Annotated in this window: 21 protein-coding genes, 1 pseudogene and 2 riboswitches; of the genes and pseudogenes, 17 read left to right on the top strand and 5 right to left on the bottom strand. The window is 38.1% G+C overall.

Going from position 1 to position 20,373, the window contains the following annotated elements; genetic code table 11:
• Positions 1 to 636 precede the first annotated feature (636 nt).
• Positions 637 to 936, top strand: a complete 300-nt coding sequence (locus tag J2Z81_RS12495) for a hypothetical protein (protein ID WP_029268080.1) — start codon at positions 637 to 639, stop codon at positions 934 to 936.
• A gap of 148 nt (positions 937 to 1,084) precedes the next feature.
• Positions 1,085 to 2,194: a flavin monoamine oxidase family protein gene (locus tag J2Z81_RS12490; RefSeq protein WP_226371474.1), complete on the top strand. Its 1,110-nt coding sequence runs from the start codon at positions 1,085 to 1,087 to the stop codon at positions 2,192 to 2,194.
• Positions 2,195 to 2,372: 178 nt separating this feature from the next.
• On the opposite strand, the gene J2Z81_RS12485 is transcribed toward J2Z81_RS12490, so the two are convergent.
• Positions 2,373 to 2,909 carry a ribonuclease H-like YkuK family protein gene (locus tag J2Z81_RS12485; protein WP_029268076.1) on the bottom strand — a complete coding sequence of 179 codons (537 nt, stop codon included), beginning with the start codon at positions 2,907 to 2,909 and terminating at the stop codon, positions 2,373 to 2,375.
• A gap of 206 nt (positions 2,910 to 3,115) precedes the next feature.
• On the opposite strand from J2Z81_RS12485, the gene J2Z81_RS12480 reads away from it, so the two are divergent.
• The 4 genes from J2Z81_RS12480 (at position 3,116) to wrbA (ending at position 7,675) form a co-directional block, all read left to right on the top strand.
• Entirely contained in the window at positions 3,116 to 3,997 is an 882-nt protein-coding gene (locus J2Z81_RS12480; protein WP_029268074.1) for a helix-turn-helix domain-containing protein, read from the top strand.
• Positions 3,998 to 4,308: 311 nt separating this feature from the next.
• A riboswitch (SAM riboswitch) is annotated at positions 4,309 to 4,423 on the top strand.
• A gap of 148 nt (positions 4,424 to 4,571) precedes the next feature.
• Positions 4,572 to 5,906, top strand: coding sequence for a Na+/H+ antiporter NhaC family protein (locus J2Z81_RS12475; RefSeq protein ID WP_226371473.1), 1,335 nt, complete (start codon positions 4,572 to 4,574; stop codon positions 5,904 to 5,906).
• Positions 5,907 to 6,410: 504 nt separating this feature from the next.
• Positions 6,411 to 6,863, top strand: coding sequence for a MarR family winged helix-turn-helix transcriptional regulator (locus tag J2Z81_RS12470; RefSeq protein WP_029268070.1), 453 nt, complete (start codon positions 6,411 to 6,413; stop codon positions 6,861 to 6,863).
• A gap of 200 nt (positions 6,864 to 7,063) precedes the next feature.
• On the top strand, positions 7,064 to 7,675 hold the full coding sequence (wrbA, locus tag J2Z81_RS12465; RefSeq protein WP_029268067.1) for an NAD(P)H:quinone oxidoreductase: 612 nt from the start codon (positions 7,064 to 7,066) through the stop codon (positions 7,673 to 7,675).
• A gap of 357 nt (positions 7,676 to 8,032) precedes the next feature.
• Here wrbA and J2Z81_RS12460 read toward each other — a convergent pair whose 3' ends face one another.
• Positions 8,033 to 8,776, bottom strand: a complete 744-nt coding sequence (locus J2Z81_RS12460; protein ID WP_226371475.1) for an amidohydrolase family protein — start codon at positions 8,774 to 8,776, stop codon at positions 8,033 to 8,035.
• Positions 8,777 to 8,978: 202 nt separating this feature from the next.
• Positions 8,979 to 9,740 (bottom strand): MerR family transcriptional regulator, encoded by a 762-nt coding sequence (locus J2Z81_RS12455; protein ID WP_029268063.1) that lies wholly within the window; start codon positions 9,738 to 9,740, stop codon positions 8,979 to 8,981.
• Positions 9,741 to 9,932: 192 nt separating this feature from the next.
• Between J2Z81_RS12455 and J2Z81_RS15880 the strand changes: the two are divergent.
• The 3 genes and pseudogenes from J2Z81_RS15880 to J2Z81_RS12445 form a co-directional block, all read left to right on the top strand.
• Positions 9,933 to 10,070 (top strand): annotated as a pseudogene (locus tag J2Z81_RS15880) (cytochrome o ubiquinol oxidase subunit III); the annotation flags it as partial.
• A 200-nt stretch (positions 10,071 to 10,270) separates the two neighbouring features.
• Entirely contained in the window at positions 10,271 to 10,750 is a 480-nt protein-coding gene (gene rraA, locus J2Z81_RS12450) for a ribonuclease E activity regulator RraA (RefSeq protein WP_226371472.1), read from the top strand.
• A 64-nt stretch (positions 10,751 to 10,814) separates the two neighbouring features.
• Positions 10,815 to 11,027 carry a gamma-type small acid-soluble spore protein gene (locus J2Z81_RS12445; RefSeq protein ID WP_029268059.1) on the top strand — a complete coding sequence of 71 codons (213 nt, stop codon included), beginning with the start codon at positions 10,815 to 10,817 and terminating at the stop codon, positions 11,025 to 11,027.
• 41 nt (positions 11,028 to 11,068) lie between these two features.
• On the opposite strand, the gene J2Z81_RS12440 is transcribed toward J2Z81_RS12445, so the two are convergent.
• Complete coding sequence (locus J2Z81_RS12440) at positions 11,069 to 11,338, bottom strand: alpha/beta-type small acid-soluble spore protein (protein WP_029268057.1); 270 nt, start codon at positions 11,336 to 11,338, stop codon at positions 11,069 to 11,071.
• A gap of 125 nt (positions 11,339 to 11,463) precedes the next feature.
• Complete coding sequence (locus tag J2Z81_RS12435) at positions 11,464 to 11,667, bottom strand: hypothetical protein (protein WP_226371471.1); 204 nt, start codon at positions 11,665 to 11,667, stop codon at positions 11,464 to 11,466.
• Between the two features lie 270 nt (positions 11,668 to 11,937).
• Here J2Z81_RS12435 and J2Z81_RS12430 point away from each other — a divergent pair, with 270 nt between their 5' ends.
• From J2Z81_RS12430 to J2Z81_RS12395, 8 genes are all read left to right on the top strand, one after another.
• Positions 11,938 to 12,351 (top strand): hemerythrin domain-containing protein, encoded by a 414-nt coding sequence (locus J2Z81_RS12430; protein ID WP_226371470.1) that lies wholly within the window; start codon positions 11,938 to 11,940, stop codon positions 12,349 to 12,351.
• 42 nt (positions 12,352 to 12,393) lie between these two features.
• Positions 12,394 to 12,711 carry a hypothetical protein gene (locus J2Z81_RS12425; protein WP_226371469.1) on the top strand — a complete coding sequence of 106 codons (318 nt, stop codon included), beginning with the start codon at positions 12,394 to 12,396 and terminating at the stop codon, positions 12,709 to 12,711.
• A gap of 31 nt (positions 12,712 to 12,742) precedes the next feature.
• Positions 12,743 to 13,030: a hypothetical protein gene (locus J2Z81_RS12420; RefSeq protein WP_029268050.1), complete on the top strand. Its 288-nt coding sequence runs from the start codon at positions 12,743 to 12,745 to the stop codon at positions 13,028 to 13,030.
• Positions 13,017 to 16,697 (top strand): nitrate reductase subunit alpha, encoded by a 3,681-nt coding sequence (locus J2Z81_RS12415; RefSeq protein WP_226371468.1) that lies wholly within the window; start codon positions 13,017 to 13,019, stop codon positions 16,695 to 16,697. Before J2Z81_RS12420 ends, J2Z81_RS12415 begins: the two co-directional genes overlap by 14 nt.
• Positions 16,687 to 18,183, top strand: coding sequence for a nitrate reductase subunit beta (gene narH / locus J2Z81_RS12410; RefSeq protein WP_226371467.1), 1,497 nt, complete (start codon positions 16,687 to 16,689; stop codon positions 18,181 to 18,183). Before J2Z81_RS12415 ends, narH begins: the two co-directional genes overlap by 11 nt.
• A gap of 3 nt (positions 18,184 to 18,186) precedes the next feature.
• On the top strand, positions 18,187 to 18,789 hold the full coding sequence (narJ, locus tag J2Z81_RS12405; protein ID WP_029268046.1) for a nitrate reductase molybdenum cofactor assembly chaperone: 603 nt from the start codon (positions 18,187 to 18,189) through the stop codon (positions 18,787 to 18,789).
• Between the two features lie 41 nt (positions 18,790 to 18,830).
• On the top strand, positions 18,831 to 19,526 hold the full coding sequence (narI, locus tag J2Z81_RS12400; RefSeq protein ID WP_029268044.1) for a respiratory nitrate reductase subunit gamma: 696 nt from the start codon (positions 18,831 to 18,833) through the stop codon (positions 19,524 to 19,526).
• A 97-nt stretch (positions 19,527 to 19,623) separates the two neighbouring features.
• Positions 19,624 to 20,088, top strand: a complete 465-nt coding sequence (locus J2Z81_RS12395) for a hemerythrin domain-containing protein (RefSeq protein WP_226371466.1) — start codon at positions 19,624 to 19,626, stop codon at positions 20,086 to 20,088.
• Between the two features lie 60 nt (positions 20,089 to 20,148).
• Positions 20,149 to 20,296, top strand: a riboswitch (FMN riboswitch).
• Positions 20,297 to 20,373 lie beyond the last annotated feature (77 nt).

The following is a 20,373-nucleotide window of genomic DNA, read 5'->3' as shown; positions in this document are numbered from 1 at the left end:
CCCAGAGCTCAGTAAAGAAGAGCAAGTACAGCCCCTTTGGATGCTTTTTTCCTTGAGGTAAGTCTTTCACCGAAGCTTCCATCAAAACCCTCCTAGATAATTATACTATGTCCATGTCATGACATTTGTCGTTGAATAAGTATCATTTTAATGTGATCAATATTATTCCCATACAGATAGAATAATTTAATTCAAAATAGTAACCCCTCCTTTTTAACATATAAAATGCAACTTTTATTCCAAAATCCCACTTTAATTAATTTTCAGAAACTTTTATATTAAATAAGTAGATAAATGATTAAGTAGGATAAAATTACTTTTTTACTAAAACATATTTAGTAGACATTTATGAGGTAATCTGTATAAAGAAATAGACATTTATATTTACATGTTAATTTTGTTTACATTTTATACTTTAAAATCGTATATTAGATATAATGAATTGTGAATATTTGTTTTTGAAAGATATTGGTTACATCATTAATAAAGTTTTTGGGGCATGGCAAGAAGAAAATTACTACCGAACACTTCTTGTGGAAGGGAATAGAGGCCTAAAAGTTGAGTTATAGGAATTATCCATATTCATAACAAACAGGTTCTGGGGTTCAGTGCCTTTTTAAGATAGGAGAATTAGAAATGAGAACATTATTTGAGCTGCTCCGTATTATTGTTATATTTGCACTTCTTGGTGGAGTGGGATGGATGATTATAGGAAACATTTATACAATTAATGAAGCGACTGAAACTTATTCTTGGCTTGGTGCATTAGCAATAGTAGTATTACTTTTTGTTTTATATAGAAATAAGCTGCAATTTTCTGGTTGGTATAAAGGAAAGGGAAGGGCAACACTTCCAAAGAAAGTTTCATTGGCACTAATTATAATTTCTGTATTACTTATCATCTCGCCATTCATAATGGGATTTTTATTCAGCTAAAGGATACCATTCTTCAACAAGCGAATCGATTATTTTTTAATCAATTATAAAAAACTGCGAAAAATGCATAATATTTTCTTTTATTATTAAACGAGTTTATTCTATTTGTATTGAATGGGGTAAACTCAGAACGACTGGAGGTAAGAAAATGAACAATCCTATTATAATCGTTGGGGCTGGCTTAAGTGGCCTTCGTGCTGCCTCTATGCTTATTTCACAAGGCATCGAATGCAAAGTTTTAGAATCGCGAGGACGAATTGGAGGTAGAGTTTTAAGTAAGGCGCCCGCGGACAGGCCTGATCTCGGCAAGTTTGATCTAGGACCAACATGGTTTTGGCCGCAACATGAGCCTGTTATCTCCAGTCTTGTCAGGGAACTCGACTTAAGGACATTCGAACAATACACCGAAGGAGCAATACTATTTGAGCAATCTCAAAATGCCCCCGTACAGCGACACGTGTTACCACAAGGAGCTGTTGAAAAATCGGTGCGTCTCATTGGGGGTATTCAGTCTCTCATTGACGCCGTAGCGGCTACTCTTCCTCATGGCACGGTCGAATTAGACACGCGTGTAACGGCAATTCGTATGAATGAAGAAGGAGCGATCACCCTCAAAGCAGACCTCGCCGATGGAAAAAAGGAAAGTATACGTGCAGGAGCTGTTATCTTAGCATTACCGCCCCGAATAGTGGCACAACGTATAGCATTCTCGCCGTCTCTCCCTGCCAAGCTTACGTCGAACTTAATGGACAAGCCTACATGGATGGCGGGACAGGCCAAGGCAGTTGCGATTTATAATCGCCCCTTTTGGCGAGATGATGGACTTTCTGGCCAGGTAATGAGCTGGGGCGGCCCCTTGCAGGAGATCCACGATGCATCATCCGGTACAGGTTACGGTGCTCTCTTTGGTTTCTTTGGGATACCTGCAAAGATTCGGCATGAACTAGGTGAGGAGAAAGTTCTCAAGCTTGTTGTTGATCAGTTAACGCGGCTCTTTGGGCCTTCCGCTGAAAAACCAATTTCACTCCTATACAAAGATTGGTCCAGCGATCCCGAAACTGCGGTTGACGCCGATTTTAAACCGCTTAAAGCTTTTCCAAAATACGGTCCACCGACGGATACTACTGCGTGGGAGAAGAAGATCACTTTTGCTGGTACAGAAACCTCTTCTGAATTTGGAGGACATCTTGAAGGAGCACTTCAAGCAGCTGAGCGTGCGGTTTTTGAAGTTATTCACGTATACAAAACATATTTATGAAACGATCAATTTAAAAGGCTTATACCTTCTTTGCTGTATATGTAAATCTGCAATTGACAATCGAATTTAAACTTTTTCGTGAGACAAAAATGTACGCCTGTTCCTTCGTTAGATGAATTCAAAGATAAAAAGATCGTTATCTCTGTATTTGTAGGAAGGAACATTTTTATCGAATTGTTTATTTTGTATAACGATTTGCATAGCTAGAGGCTACAAAGGCATTCGGCTTAATTTTTGGTTCGACTCCCATTGCTGCCATTCTTGTAACCATTTCTTTAACAAATTTACGTGTTTTATTCCTTTTACCAGCTCCAATATCAATATGACCTTCTATTGAAAATGAAGCTCCTTGATAAAGATAAGGAAGGACGATATTGACTAACTGTTTTTTTCTTTCTTCAGTAAATAAGGAAACAATCTCCTCAGACAAGGACATTTCGTATGAAATTCGCTCATGAAGATGCAGCATTTTCCACGGAATAATCACTTTTCTAATGCATGCCCATACACCGCTTCCTTTGTTTAGTATGACAATTCCAGTTATGAAGAGGGTCATTTTTTGATGTACTTGAGAATCCGTGCCTACCATTAATCGGTAATTGCCATATGGTTCAGAATGCATGAATTTTACAATATGATGAAAGACTTGTTCAAATGACATTCGATTTTCTTGTAGATTTTGAAACCAATAGTGGTTATCGGTACCGTTTTTCATATTTGCACATCCAACCTTTTCTGCGGTATAGAAAACTGCTCCTATATATAGCCTATGATCTTTGACGCTGAATTGTGCACAAAATTTTTAATGGACGATAAAAATTTTAGAAAAGCTGATACATCTTTGAAAATGTGATTTTTCGCAAAAATAATCAAAAAGTTTCCTTTTCTTTTTGCTATTCTATTAATAAAGGGAGGGACCCCATGCATTATGAAGACATTATTCATGAAACCATTAACTATATCGAAGATCACCTACATGAATCACTAACGATGGATGATTTAGCGAAGCAGGCGGGCTTTTCTAAATTTCATTTTCATCGAATATTTTGTTCAGTAATTGGCACGTCTATTACTGAGTACATTCGGATGCGACGTTTGGCAAATGCTTCAGCGGCTTTACTCTACACCAACGAACGGATTCTTGATATAGCATTTTATTATTATTTTGAATCTCAAGAGGCTTTCACAAGAGCCTTCAAAAAATATTATCGTTTGCCGCCTGGGCAATATCGAAGGCTAATGTCAGTTATGATGGAAAATAAGGAGGAATCTTATATGAATAAACAAGTAAAAGGATGGTTTTTAAGCGGATCTGATCCGTTTAATTATGAGATGGGAATTGATCGCGAAGTTGTTCATCAAGGGAAAGCGTCGGGTTACTTAAAATCTAAAACAGTACTTGATCAAACAAATTTTGCCACAATGATGCAGCAATTTAAAGCGGATAAGTTTATTGGGAAACGCATTAGACTTTCTTGTTTCCTAAAAACGAAAGATGTAGGGTCCTTTTCTAGTATGTGGATGAGAGTAGATGGTGTCTCCGATGATATATTACAGTTCGATAATATGAGTGATCGCCCAATAAAAGGAAATACGAACTGGAACCGGTATTCGATTGTTTTAGACGTTCCTTCAGGCAGTTCCGTTATAGCGTTTGGCATTATTTTATCAGGGCATGGGCAAGTGTGGGTGGATCAGTTTACCTTTGAAGAAGTAGAAGAAGATGTACCGACAACAAATCTAGAGATTCAATCGGAGTTATTGGATGAACCAATAAACTTGTCTTTTGAGGAGGAAATCTAATTGTTGGTCGTTTTAACTGAAGAATTGGATCTTTAATTTCTTACCAGTTGCTGTATACCATATATTTAAATCAATAGGGATAGTACACTCATTGATAAATTTCTTAGCAATACTAAAAATTTTTGATCTCCTTCATAATCTTTTTTTAGATTTGAATAATATTGCTTTTCATGCGTAGCTAATTCCGTGCATTTGTTTAATTCGAAGGGTTCATCGATTTATGATATGTTTCATAGATTTTTAAAAAATCACAAATTCATTGACACTTTCGCAATATTATACTACACTATCTATCATACAAATTTCATACAAACTTATCCAGAGTGGCTGAGGGATCTGGCCCTATGAAGCCCGGCAACCTGTTTTAATTAAATGCAAGGTGCCAATTCCAGCAAATCGCGTTTCAAGCGTTTTGGAAGATAAGGTGTTTAGACTAACTCCTTCCAAAGCGGAAGGTTTTTTGTTTTTATACTGATTTTTTATACGTTGTAAGATTTTGAAAGACACGGTAAAAGATCTATAAACAAACCCTTGTCATTCACAAAATAGCATTACATTAAAGGGGAAGATAGAAATGAATTCATCAAGCATTAAAAAAGGTAATGCGTTGGCATTATTACCATTCTTTATCTTTTTAATTTTATTTATCGGTTCTGGTGTGATCAATGGGGATTTTTATGAACTACCAGTGCTTGTTGCGGTTTTTATAGCTGTATTAGTCGCACTGTTCATGAACAGAAAAATGACCTTTAAAGATAAACTCGATCACCTGACAAAAGGGGCAGGTCACCCAAACATCATGTTAATGGTTATTATCTACCTATTAGCTGGCGCTTTTGCTTCGGTCGCGGAAGGTGTCGGTGCAGTTGAATCAACCGTTAATCTTGGACTGACTTTTCTACCGGAAAACTTGCTCATTGTTGGTTTATTTGTAATCGGCTGTTTCATCTCTATTTCAATGGGATCATCAGTCGGAACGGTTGTTGCCCTTGCCCCAATCGGTGTTGGATTAGCTGAACAAACAGGCATAAGTACAGCATTATTTATGGGGGCCATTATCAGCGGAGCGATGTTCGGCGACAACTTGTCCATGATCTCAGATACAACCATCGCCGCTGTTAGAACACAAGCTGTCAAAATGAGCGATAAATTTAAAGTTAACATTTTTATCGCCCTGCCTACCGCTATAGTTGCTGCTGTTATTTTTGGTGTCCTGACATGGAATGCAAGCGGATCTATTGGCGGAGACCATCCATACGACTTGATTAAAGTATTGCCCTATCTTGCTGTACTTATTTTTGCAGTCGTTGGTGTCAATGTAATTTATGTCCTAATTGGAGGCACCATTTTTGTGGGGTTAGTTGGTTTTTTCTATGGTACTTTTGATGGCATGGAATTTCTGAATTTACTTGGTGAAGGAATGGCCGGCATGCAAGAATTATCCTTATTATCCATTTTACTCGGCGGATTGGTTGAATTGATTCGTGTCAACGGTGGCATCGCCTTTCTACTAAACGCTATCAATAGTCGAATAAAGTCAAGAAAAGGTGCCGAAGCCGGTATTGCCGGACTTGTCAGCGCATTTGATTTATCAACAGCGAACAATACAATTTCGATTATCAGTGTTGGTCCGTTAGTCAAACAAATTACCGAACGATTTGGTGTTGATCCGCGCCGTTCAGCGAGTATCCTAGATATTTTTGCGAGTGCCTTTCAAGGGGTTCTTCCATATGGTGCACAATTGCTGGCAGTTGCTGGGATCGCCTCCATTTCACCGGTGTCCATCATGCCATATTGCATCTATCCGGTACTGCTCGCAGTAGCTGGAATGATTGCAATTGCAACAGGGTTTCCGAAGTTTACAACGGAAAAAACTTCACAGCCTCAAAGTACGCAAAAAAGAAAATAGCCATAAATTTAAAAAATCCGCCCTCCAAACGTAGGAGGGACGGATTTTTTGTTCGTTCAGAACAATTCACTGAGACGCTTTATTGGATAGTGATATTATTAATCTCACAAAGAATTAATTAGAGAAACAAAAGCAAAAGCATATAAAAAATTATAAGATTTGATCGAGCTTCAACCTTACTGCGTTTATGATTTCGAACAAAAACAATTAATTTTATGCGGGAAAGGACATTGTCATTATGGGGTGATTACAAGTAATGGTGAAGTTAGTATATTAGATAATTTATAGATAGACCAGGGGGAAGTTTAATATCTTTTATTTTATTAGGCGAGAAAACACCATTTTCAAGAATGTAAAGGGCGGATGAATCGGTCTTTCCCCCCTGAAAGGGGCAGATATTTTCATTAGCTGACGGAATATAACTTAACCCTTTTCATGATTGACAGAAACAAAATTTCGTCTTATAATTATCTCGAATTCGAGATTAATGAAAGGGTGTCTTTCATGGAACAATCGTCTAATATTGAAGAACAGGATTTATCTTTAAAGCTATTTGTTGTTTTATCCAGAGCCATGGAGTCTATTACAAAACGCGTTGAGGAAGATATAAGAAGGTACGGACTAAATCCCACGGAATTTGCTGTGCTTGAGTTACTCTATCATAAAGGAGATCAACCCATACAGAAAATTGGAACGAAAGTATTATTAGCGAGCAGCAGTATCACGTATGTCGTAGATAAACTGGAAAAGAAAAGTTTTATTGAACGTAAACCCTGCCCTAGAGATCGCCGTGTGACATATGCAGTGATTACAAACGAGGGGACAGAGCTTATGAATGAGATTTTTCCAAAACATAAGGAAGCGATTCAAGACATATTCGCTGGACTAAATAACAGCGAAAAAGATGAGCTAATTAAACAGCTAAAAAAGCTAGGTTTATATGCAGAGGAACTCTAACCGGCTTTTTTTACCCAAATACCTCGAATTCATAATATATTATTTAGAAATAAAAAGGAGGGGGATTTTCCCTTAAAATATACTTCAGGAAGAACAGTTTTAATCTAAAAATGTATACTTAATGGAATAGAAGAAGAAAATAGCTATGTGGGTACTTTATCCAAATTATTCAGGATTTTATCATAAAGGAGAATGTAATCATGTCAAACGTCAAATTAGCAGTTATTTTTTATAGTATGGGTGGAACAAACTATCAATTATCTAAATGGGCTGAGGAAGGAGCGAAAGAGGTAGGTGCTGAGGTTAAGATTCTCAAAGTGCAAGAATTAGCTCCACAATCTGTCATTGAGGGAAATGAGGCATGGAAATCAACGATAGAGGAAACAAAAGACGTTCCAGAAGCGACATCAGATGATATTGAATGGGCAGATGCTATTATATTTAGTACCCCAACACGTTTTGGAAATATGGCTTCTCAGATGAAGCAATTTCTTGATATTCAAGGAGGGCTATGGGGAAGCGGCAAGACCGTTAACAAAGTTGTAAGTGCAATGACTTCTGCACAAAATCCGAATGGCGGCCAAGAAGCAACACTTTTATCATTGTACACCTCTATGATGCACTGGGGTGCTATTATAGCGACTCCTGGTTATACGGATCCAGTTATAATTGAAGCAGGAGGAAACCCGTATGGCACAAGTGTTACAGTTGGTCAAGATGGTAAAATGATTGAAGATGTAGAGGAAGCGGTAAAGCATCAAGCAAAACGTACGGTTACTGTAGCGGAATGGGTGAAAAAAGGAAATCAATAACCTTTTGTAAGATTTAGAAGCCAATTTTGCAAATTGAATCTTTGTACAACGGGAAGGCGCACAGGTAATAGCAACATGAGAATGATATTCTCACGTTGCTATTATCATTCTAAAATAGAGATGTGAATAAATACGTGTGAATTCAAAAAGTCCGCTTCGATTGAAGATCCTAAATAGATTCAGGTGTGTTATATATTTTCGATGATAGACTTTTTCTGTTTATCGCTCCGGGGTCACTTGCCTCTTTAAAGAGAGCTTTTTTTCTTCCCTTAAAAGGAACGTATTCATTTTATAAGAAAAGGAAGTCATGAAAAAAGGTGGGCCATTCTCTTTTAAAATACGATAACCTACTTAGCCTTATTTAAGATACCAATCATGTGCATTTTTATAAAGAACTTTCTTAGCTCTTGCTTCTCCGAGACTATTATGGATCAGATCGATATCTGATAAATAAAAAGGTCTCTTTGCTCTTGTTGAAGGTAAATCTGTTCCAAACATTAAAGCGTCCGGATTAATAGAATAGATTTGTTTGATAGCTTCCGCAACATCAAAGTCAACTCTTCCAAAACCAGTTGCTTTAACTTTTACCCCTTTATTCACTAATGATAAAAGATTTGGAAGTCCTCTTTTTGACAAACCTAGATGGTCGATGGAAACCGCTGGAAGTTTTTCTACAGTTGTTGCTATTTCTGGTAATGAATTGGAATTAATGTATAGTTCAGTGTGCCAATTTACCAGTTCATACACCCTTCTTGCCATGTAATCTAAATGTGATATATTCTCGGATCCTCCACGATTAACATTGAATCGAATCGCTTTTACGCCATATTTATCAAGTGCAAGGATTTCCTCATCCGGTGTGTTGTAGGATAATTGTGTCACACCAACAAAATGATCACCAAGCGTTTTTAATGAATCAATTAAATAGGATTGATCAAATCCTTGAAAAGAACCTGATACAATTGCTCCTCCAATTACATTTATATTTTTCACTGTTTGTAAATAATCTTTAGGAGTAAAAGAAGCAGGCACGAACCCATGATTCTCAAACAACGGGTATCTCTTGTCAATAATATGTAGATGTGAATCAAATATTTTCATTTTTTCTCCTGCCTTCATCGCTTGATTTGCGTGTATGTTACTTTCTTTGCTAGAGGATGTACCCTTAATTGTCATAATATCCCTCCATATTATTTTGGTGATGATCCTTAGCTTTTTCATAACAAAAAACTAAATTGTGAAGTAAGAGCCCTACACACGCTTACTTACACAATTTAGCTAATTTATCCTGCAGCAATTTAAATTAATTTTTACCCAAGTAATTTAAAATCGCATCGCGCAAAAATACTGTTCCGCCTTTCACAACTTTGTCATAATAAGCAGTGAATCGTTCATCAGCGACATACATTTCGGCAAGACCTGCGTGTGCTTCTTTGGAGTAATTTGGCCAAGAATACATAAGCCATTCTTTATGCTTTGTAGCAAGTTTTTGTGCGATGTCTGAGGAAGGGTCTTCATTTTCAACTGCTTTCTCGAGCAATGAAAAGATTTCTTTTTCTAAATCTGTCATCGCCTGATATGTTTCTTGGGACATTCCTCTTAATTTTGCATTGCTTACATCCACCGTTTCGTCTCCATATTTTTCACGTATTTCGTCACCATATTTTCGTTCATTATCATCGATCAATTTTTCTTTGAAGCCTTCAAATTTATTTTGGTCTTTCATGGTAGTTCCTCCTTCTTTGTTTTCAATGGTTTTTTCAACTGTATCTATAATTTTGTCAAGACGGTCACGCTTTTTCTTTAGTACATTATAATGTTTTTTTAACGCTGTAGTTTGATCAAATGTCGGCTGATTCATGATGTCCTTAATATCTTCCAGGCTTACTTCCAATTCACGGTAAAATAAAATTTGTTGAAGTAAATCAACCTCTTCAGTACCGTAAATACGATAACCTGATGCATTGTATTTTGCTGGATTCAGTAATCCGATTTGATCATAATATCGGAGTGTACGGCCGCTCACACCTGATAACTTCGCCAACTGATTTACTGTATATTCCATGATCTTACCTCCTAACAATTATTAGCATAGACCTTTACGCAACGGAAAGGTCAAGGGGAAATAATAAATTTTATAATAAAATCGAATGTTTTTCTTTCCTCTAATCGATTAAACATTTTCTATTTTTATCTAATTTCAGTACATGAAGCAGATATTATTCAAATAACACTGCATAGGATTTTTGCTCCCCGTGCTGTCATGGCAGGCCTGTTAACAACTTTAGGTACGCACGGAGCATACGTTACACTTGGCCTATTTTGGGGATTATTTATTATCCTGCAAGTGAAGAAACGATGTTTAAATCCTGGAACAGCTAATAAATCATTTATTTCGTTCACAAAATTGTCAAACAGTTTATAATCGTTTCTAATAAGAGTGGGGTTGTGTTTGGTAATAGGAAGTAAATCTGGATAATCGATTGTTTCGTTATGAGAGGCTGATCGTTTTCACCGGATTGCTTGTCATTGGTCCTACTGTTCCATTATTATGTATGTATATATATTTCATATTTTATGGAAGAGGTGTAGATAATGTCTTTTAAAACAACAGATTTATGTGATGAATTTTCGGAAGAGTTAGCAATTTGCAAACAGGAATTCAAATCATATGGAGCAAAGCAAGCATTTTGTGGATCTATCGCTACTGTAAAAGTATTAGAAGACAATGTATTGGTTAAAGAAGCTTTAAACGCTATCCCAAAAGGCCATGTCCTTGTTGTCGATGGTGCAGGTTCTAAAAACTGTGCCCTGCTTGGTGACCGTGTAGCAGCTATTGCAGTGACTCGTGGAATAGAGGGAATTATTATTAATGGGTGTGTACGTGATACAGCGGATCTTGCTCAAATGGATGTAGGAGTGCTAGCTTTGGGAAGCAACCCATTAAAAAGTAAGAAAGAAGGAAAAGGCGAAAGGGATGTTTCGGTCACCTTTGGCGAGGTTGAATGGAAACCGGGAGATTATGTATATGTGGATGAAGATGGTGTTATTATATCAGAGAGATCATTGAATTAAGATTTTTGGATGAAAAATTGCCTCTTTGGAAAAAGTAAGTGAAAATTAAAAAGAGGTGTTTCATATGAAGGAAAACAAAAATAATAATGATACGTTTACTGTAGCAGGAACGAATATTGACGCAGTAAAACGTCAAAATGAACGTTCAGGCTTGTCTTATAACGAAGTCAAAGAAATACTTGCTAAAACAACAGGAGGACATGGGACTGGTATTTATAGTGACACGAATATGGAGGTAGTGAGAACGAAAAATCAACAATCGAAAGACAATCAGTAGTTCCATCCGCTGGTTCTTATTTAGGAACCAGCGGATGGAATTTATTTTTGCGTTATTTTTTCTTGTGCTATTTTGACCATCTTTTTCACCATATTACCGCCAATGGGACCTCCGATTTTCCCAGCTTCCTTGGAACGGAGGTGACCATTGTACATCTTATTTAGGGGGATTCCTTCTTCTTTGGCAATTTCATATTTTGCATTGTGCGGGTCAGTAACATTATAACCCTTTGCTTTCATTACTTGCCCCTTTAAATGATATAAATTTTCCCTCGCTTTGGGGACGAGTATTTTATTATCCTTTTTTGCCATATCTATTGCCTCCCTTATAATTAGGATTTCCTCTAATGCAAGAATCACGCATTCCTTTGTTTAACAAATGGAATAAACATAAACATTGATGGTTTGCAGCTCAAAACGCTAGGGTGTTAATCATTTTATTTATCCTTTGGTTTGTTGATGATCTGATCCAATCTCTCCATGTCTTCCCTTTCCATCAAGTCGTCAATTCGATATGGCGATTGTTTCGAGTTGCTTTTTATCCCCATTTGAATCCCTTTTGAGTCATTAAGAATTCCTTCACGTTTACCATCAAAATGAGGAGTAGACTCTGAACCGGTATTTTCCGTTTCTCTGGGCATGACATATCATCTCCTTTTCTTTTTATCATGAAGATAATAGTCAAAAAATATGTATGCGATGTGAATATTACGTTTTGAACGGAGTCCATCTCTTCCTGCATTTAAGAACCTTCTGGGAACGTAAACAACCGGTTTTGTCTAATTATGTGATAAAAGTCACAACTTCTTTTTTCGTGTGCAGTTACAATGAAAGTATTATAAAACAGAATAAGCTATCTCAAAGAAGGGTATAAAGGGTAGTAGAATATTTTAAAAAGGACGTGAATGTTTATGTCAGGCCCAGCACTGAAACATGTGGATAGTCATTCTGCCATTCATGAAGCGGCGCTAAATGAGGCAACTGAGTTAACGGAATTACTTGATAAATTGGTGAGAGATAACCAAAAAGAGAAAGCATTAGAATTAGCGTTTGTTATTGTTGAGCACTGGGAAACTCGAACACTTAGGCATGCAGAATCAGAGGAAGAAGGGTTGTACGAAGACTTAGTTGAAACGTCTCCAGAGTTGAAAGATTCTATTATTGCTTTAACCCGTGACCATGATCTTTTGAAATTATTAATACAAGAAATAAAGGAACTTCTTCGCAATGGAATTAGTGACGATGTTGTACAACGATTTCAGGCCTTAATTTTAGTAGATTTATTGCATAATCAAAAAGAAAAAACAATATTGCCTGATCATTAATATTATTGACTAGATAAATGTTTTATTGGGGAGGCAGATAGAATGAATGCTGAAAAAAAGCAAGCTTCTTCGGAGAGAATGATGAGAATTGTCTCTCCAAATCTTTATAATCATGTCACTGCAGAATTAGAGAAAATGAATATCCATTCATATGATATTGAAGCGAATGTGATAGAAGAAGATTCGGGATTACAAGTAATTGTCAGGTTTGGGGAAGGATTTACACAAGAAAGATCCCAATTATTTTCTTATGATACAGTTACAGCGCTGGATAAAGACATCGATACGTTTATTAAATCCATTGGAGAGGATTGTAAACAAATAATGATTGCCGATTACTTTAAAATGATGAAAATGTAAAAGCCGTTTTTTGAGGTGAGGGAGGATAAGCATGTTTAATTTTGAGAATGAAGCAGCATTTGTTCAGGATCGTGAAGATTTAATTGCTGTACTGCGCATGCGTTTTGGTGATATATCAACGGAAACGATAGAAAGCATTTATGAATTAAATGAATTGGATACGTTAGAACGGTTAATTTTAGTCGCTGCAAATGCACCGACTTTACAGATTTTCCTTGAAGAAATGGAAGAAGGAGACGAAAGCTTTCGTATTACCGGGGAACGTTTTAATCCTCTTGAAACAGTGGGACAAAGGGGCGGTGTAAATGAAGAGAAATAAGAATAAATTATTGCAAAGGTTGAAGCATCTGAAGCGAGGTAATTTAATTAATGACGGTTGGACAGAGGAAAGTCCACGTTCTAGAGATGCAGAAGATATATATCGCCGTCGATGGCAGCATGACAAAGTTGTACGTTCTACACATGGTGTAAACTGTACGGGTTCTTGCAGCTGGAAAATTTACGTAAAAGATGGAATTATCACATCTGAAATACAACAAACAGATTACCCAAGTACCGGAGATGACTTTCCCGAGTACGAGCCACGCGGATGCCCAAGAGGTGCGAGTTTTTCCTGGTATACATACAGTCCAATCAGGGTGAAGTATCCTTACATTCGCGGGGATTTGTATGAATTGTGGAAAGCTGAACGAAATCAGGGCTATGATCCTGTTAAGGCGTGGGAGAATATTGTCAGTAATCCCGAGAAGCGTGAAAAATACGTAAAAGCTCGAGGCAAAGGTGGTTTTGTGCGGGCAGAATGGAGAGAAATGTGCGAAATCATCGCTAGCTCTTCCATTTACACCATTAAAAAATATGGACCTGACCGTATTGTAGGGTTCAGTCCTATTCCTGCAATGTCCATGGTCAGCTATGCCGCTGGTACACGTTTTCTTTCTTTAATTGGTGGTACGATCTTAAGTTTTTATGATTGGTATGCTGACTTACCGCCTGCATCTCCACAAGTGTGGGGAGAGCAGACAGACGTTCCTGAGAGTGCGGATTGGTACAACTCGAAATACTTTATTATTTGGGGTACGAATTTACCGCAAACCCGGACACCGGATGCTCATTTTATGGTTGAAGCAAGATATAACGGAACAAAAGTTGTAGGTGTAAGCCCGGACTATGCGGAATATGAAAAGTTTGCTGATATTTGGCTTCCGGCAAGAGCAGGGACAGATGGTGCACTTGCTATGGGGATGACCCATGTTATTTTAAAAGAATTTTATGTTGATCAGGAAACACCTTATTTTACAGCGTATGCAAAAAAATTTACAGATTTGCCGTTTTTGGTCACATTAAACGAAGACGGGGATGATTGCCGTTCCGAAAACTTTTTAAGAACAAATGATATAAATGACGACCATAAACTTGGGGATTGGAAGACTGTTGTTTGGGATGCAAATACAAATCAATTGGAAGCACCTAATGGAAGTCAAGGCTTTCGCTGGGATGATGATAGCAAGTGGAATCTTGAATTAAAAAAAGAAGATGGAAGTTTCATTGACCCCAAATTAAGTTTTATTGATATGTCTGATGAAACCCTAATGGTAAGCTTTCCAAACTTCTCAAGTGAGAATGAAGAAATTATTAAGCGAGGTGTCCCTGTAAAGCATATTCAGGGCAAAGACGGAAAAGTAATAAAAGTTACAACCGTATATGACTTAATGATGGCACATGTAGGGGTGAATCGTAATTTACCTGGGGATTATCCGACTGACTATTATGATCCAAAGCCTTATACACCTGCATGGCAGGAAAGCATCACTGGTGTCAATAAAAACCATGTCATTCAAGTTGCAAGGGAATTTGCTGATACTGCAGCACGTACAAATGGAAAATCAATGATTGCGATGGGTGGAGGTACAAACCATTGGTATCATAGTGATCAAATATACCGCTGTATCTTAAACCTTGTACTATTAACCGGTTCACAAGGAGTTAATGGCGGTGGCTGGGCGCATTATGTTGGCCAGGAAAAGGTCCGGCCCCTAGAGGGATGGCAGCAAGTCGCCTTTGCAAAAGACTGGTTCGGACCGCCACGTATGCAAAATGGCACATCATTCTTTTATTTTGCTACGGAACAGTATCGCTATGAGGCTAATATTAATAAGGAACAATCAAATTGGGGAGGAAAGTATAATCAGATGCATCCAGCAGATGTTAATGCGCTTGCTGCAAGGCTTGGTTGGTTACCTTCTTTTCCGCAATTTACTCAAAACTCAATTGATCTTGTTCAGGATAGTCGAAAAAAAGGTGCGAAAAACGATCAGGAAGTAATCGAAGACGTTGTTAAGCAAATTAAAGAAGAGAATGTGGATTGGGCGATTGAAAACCCGGATGATCCTAGAAATTTCCCTAGAGTATTTTTTAACTGGCGCTCTAATTTATTGGGTGATAGTGGAAAAGGCCATGAATATTTCGCGAAGCACTTAGTAGGTGGGGAAGATCAAATACTAGGCGACATAGAAAACTCATGGAAACCGAATACGGTAAAGGCAGAAGGAGACCCTCCAACTGGAAAGGCGGATCTTTTAGTCAGTGTTGATTTTCGCATGACTAGTTCAGGGTTATTTTCAGATATCGTTTTGCCTACTGCTACTTGGTATGAAAAGTTTGATATAAGCAGTACAGACATGCATCCCTTTGTCCATCCATTTAATGCAGCCATTTCTCCACCTTGGCAAGCGAAAAGTGATTGGAATACGTTCAGAGAAATCAGTAAAGTATTTTCGGAACTTGCAGAGAAGCACCTGCCGGCATGTGATGATATCGTAATGACGCCACTTGGCCATGACTCTGTAGGAGAAATCGCTCAATCACGTGGAAAGATTAAAGATTGGCGCAAAGGAGAAATTGAAGCAATTCCAGGAAAAACGATGCCTAACTTTAAAATTGTTAGACGGGATTATCCGAATGTTTATCAAAAAATGACTACCATAGGTCCTGAAATTAAAAAAGGGTATGGAGGAAAAGGGGTAAATATTCCCGGTGAGCCGGTTTATAAAGAATTACTTAGCCGGATAGGAGTCTCTAAAAGAGAAGGAATCGGAAAAGGAAATCCGGATTTGTATACAGATAAGCAAGCTATTGACGCTATTTTGTTAATGTCAGGGGCTACAAATGGAAAGAGGGCAGTTGCCGGTTGGAAATCACTGGAGAAGAAAACCGGTCAAAAACTAGAGGAAATTGCAAAAGGAAGACAAGATGAAGATATAACATTAAATGATTTAACGGCTCAGCCGCGACATGCCATTTCAACACCGGTATGGAGCGGGCTAGAAAAAGATAATAGACGTTACTCTCCATTTACGGTGAATACCGAATACAATATTCCTTGGCGTACACTGACAGGCAGACAAAGTTTCTATCTTGATCATGAAATGATGTTGGACTTTGGTGAAGGATTGCCTTTATATTTACCGCCTTTATCAAAAGGACCTTTTCTAAAAAATGAAAAAGGAGTGGAAAGTAATGGGAAATCCATTACAGTAAGGTATTTAACACCACACCAGAAATGGGGCATCCATACGATGTTCACGGATACAACGAACATGTCCACACTATTTAGAGGGTGGCAAACGGTATGGATGAATGAAGAAGACGGAGCGTCTATCGATATTAAAGATAATGATTGGATCGAAGTATATAACCGAAATGGGGTCATTTCTGCACGTGTTGTTTTAACCTATCGTATTCCAAAAGGGATGGCATATATGTATCATGCTCAGGATCGAACATTGGGGGTGCCGGCGACAGCTATAAATAAAAAACGCGGAGGCACGCATAACAGTGTGACACATATATCCTTAAAACCAACGCATATGATAGGCGGTTATTCTCAACTGAGTTATGGTTTTAATTATTACGGACCGACAGGGCATCAAAGAGATACAATTGCTGTTATCAGAGCATTGAAGGAGGTAGATTGGCTTGAGGATTAAAGCACAAGTTGCAATGGTCATGCATCTGGATAAATGCATCGGCTGCCACACTTGTTCGGTGACTTGTAAAAATACTTGGACCAACCGCCCAGGTACAGAATACATGTGGTTTAATAATGTGGAAACTCGTCCTGGACCAGGCTACCCAAAGAGCTGGGAGGATAGAGATCGATTTAAAGGTGGATGGGAGCTTCGGAATGGAAAATTAAAGCTTAAAGCTGGAGGTCCTATCTCCAAACTTGCGAACATTTTCTATAACCCTAATATGGCAGATATGAATGATTATTATGAGCCATGGACCTATGACTATGAGCATTTAATCAACAGCCCGAAAACGGATAATCTGCCCGTAGCAAGACCACAATCAATGATCACAGGGAAATATATGGATAAACCAGAGTGGGGTCCAAACTGGGATGATGACTTAGCAGGTGGCAGTGAAGTTGTACCATTGGATCCTAATGTTCAGAAATTACAGGAACACATTTCAATGCAATACGAAAAAACATTTATGATGTATTTACCAAGAATTTGTGAACATTGCTTAAATCCATCTTGTGTAGCTTCATGCCCTTCTGGCGCTTTGTATAAACGGGATGAAGACGGCGTTGTATTAGTGGATCAAGAGGCATGTCGTGGCTGGCGATTTTGCATGAACGGTTGTCCTTACCATAAGGTTTATTACAACTGGAATACACATAAAGCGGAAAAATGTAACTTCTGCTATCCAAGAACAGAAGCAGGCCTGCCTACAATTTGTTCGGAGACTTGTGTAGGAAGAATCCGTTATATCGGTGTCGTTTTATATGATGCAGATAAAGTAAAAGAAGCAGCTTCTGTTGAAGACCCACAAGATCTTTACGAAGCACAGTTATCTGTCTTTCTCGACCCATTTGACCCGGAAGTCATCAAAGAGGCAGAAAAAGCCGGAATTAGTGCGGACTGGATAGAAGGGGCACAAAATTCACCTGTATATAAGATGGCAATGAAGTGGAAGATTGCTCTTCCATTACACCCAGAATATCGCACATTACCAATGGTTTGGTACGTTCCGCCTCTTAGTCCGATTATGAATCATATTACAAATGAAAATGATTTAAAAACAGATGGATACATTCCGGCTGTTGATCAAATGCGTATTCCTATGGAGTATCTGGCATCTATCTTGTCAGCGGGAGATACGGATGTTATACGAAAAGTTTTGCTGAAATTAACTGCAATGAGAGTGCATATGAGAGGTAAAACAGTAGGCGGTATTGATCAATTTCGCCAAAGTGAATTAGTGAAGGAGGCCGGTACAAGTCCGGAAGAGGTTGAAGAAATGGCGCGGCTCCTTGGAGTTGCGAAGTATAATGAACGTTTTGTTATCCCAACAGGGCGCAGGGAAATGGATGAAAATCTTTATTTTGAACAGGGTACATGCAGCCTTGAAGATTTGGCTCCACCAGAGGGTGTGGCATACCATTCATTCGGGAAAGGGGAGTAGGCAATGGAAGAACAAGAAAGAACATTACTCGTCATTGTCTCCCATCTTTTAAGTTATCCTCAGGATTCTTATATGAATGAGCGTAGTGATTTAATGGATTTGATCATAGAAAACATAGACTCGGAAGTAATAATAGAAGAATTACATCAAGTTTTTGACCTTTTAAATCGTCTAAGTTTACAAGAAATGAGAGAAACGTATGTATCCACCTTCGATTTAAAGTCAAAATTAGGTTTATATTTAACAGCACACGAACTTGGGGATAGCAGAAAACGGGGTGCTGCACTCATTAAATTACAAAAGATGATCAATCAAGCTGGTTTTGAGAGGATGGATGGTGAATTAGCCGATTATATGCCAATGCTTTTTGAATTTTTGGCTGTTTCACCTGAAAACAGTCATCATGAGCGTTTGCAAAGACGGCTTGCTGTAGCAGTTCAGAGAATGTTAAATAATATACCTGATGGTAATCCATATACTCCTATTTTGACGATTTTAATGCGGTATGTTTTTCCCGCTCCAACAGATGAAGAAATTGAAAAATTAGAATTCGAAAGAGAAGAAGCTGATTTAGAAGAATTACCATATCCAATTATGTACGAGTAATAGAGATGAATCTACATGAATAAGCCAAAGGGGGTAAACAAATGGCCGCTATCTTTTGGTGGGTTATTTTTCCATACATCACATTAACCATTATGGTTCTTGGCTTGCTTTATCGTTTTGCATTTCGTCAGTTAAGCTGGGCCGCTCCATCTACGGAGTTCTTCGAGAAGAAATGGCTGCGAATCGGTTCACCGCTTTTTCACTGGGGTATCATTTTTGCCTTTCTTGGCCATGTAATGGGAATGGTTATACCAAAAGGATTTTATGACTTTTTTGGAATAAGTGATGAACTATACCATGCCGGGGCTATTATTGGGGGAGGAATCGCTGCTCTCATGGTGGTTGTCGGTTTAATTATCCTGTTAATCCGCAAAATGAAATTCGAACGTGTCCGGGCACATGCGACATTTGCATCGTTCTTTTCCCTCATAGCTCTAATTATCGTTGCAGGTCTAGGAACGTATATGACAATTATTTACAATACAACGGTGGTTTCGTATGAATACCGAACAACGATTGGACCATGGTTCCGCAGTCTATTTATTTTTCAGCCTAAATATCATTTAATGGAAAGTGTACCATTTGTTTTTAAAGCACATGTTATCGCAGCGTTTGCACTTTTTGCTGCCATTCCATTTACGAATTTAATTCATTTTTACACCTTGCCTTTAGGGTATCCGGGGAGAGCTCCGCAGCAATATCGTTCACGATCTAATTACAGAAAAAAAGGTCTATAGTACTTTAAAAAGAACCAGAAGCAAATGTGAGACAGCTCCTGGTTTTTTTACCGTAATCTCGTTTTAAACAAAATAGTACATGGAGGGGAAGGAAACAATGGTAAAAAAGCATAAAGGAATTAAAAGGAATGAAGCCCTTTATCCACTGTCACACCACCATACGAATGCATTATTTATAGCATTAAAGTTAAAGCAAGCAGGGACCGAGAAAAGCAGACTTTCATTGGAAGAAGTAAAAAAAGATGCTGTATCTTTCTTTGAACCTGGTGGCAAGAAGCATTTTCGCGAAGAAGAGGAAGTATTATTAACAGCTTATGCACAATATGCATCAATCGACCGTTCTGAAATACAAGAGATGCTGTTAGAGCATGTTAAAATACGTGCAAAGTTCGACACACTGAATAAATCTGATACAATTGATGTTTCATTCATGCATGATTTAGGCAACCTGCTGGAGTCACATATACGTAAAGAAGAACGAATTATATTTCCAATGATTGAAAAAGCAGTTCCGGAGGAAAAACTTCGTGAACTCGCATCTCATTTCCATGAAAACAAATAAAAATAGTTTGCGTTTTCTGAAAAAATAATGTTATACTTATATAGAAATTAAATACGCATTATATTCCTTCGGGGTCGGGTGTAATTCCCAACCGACGGTGATGAAATACTATTTCTAAGTCCGTGACCCGCAAGGCACTCGAAGCCGAGCGGTGGACCTGGTGAAACTCCGGGACCGACAGTTACAGTCTGGATGGGAGAAGGAATTTTTGAAGCCAGCAAAGCATTTTGGAAAATGTCCACATCGCATAGGATTCGTGTATCCTTTTTTGGTACATGATTGTCG

The sequence above is a fragment of the Virgibacillus alimentarius genome (assembly GCF_017874635.1).
Classification (GTDB): domain Bacteria; phylum Bacillota; class Bacilli; order Bacillales; family Amphibacillaceae; genus Virgibacillus_B; species Virgibacillus_B alimentarius.
This window is presented reverse-complemented; position numbering and strand designations above follow the sequence as displayed.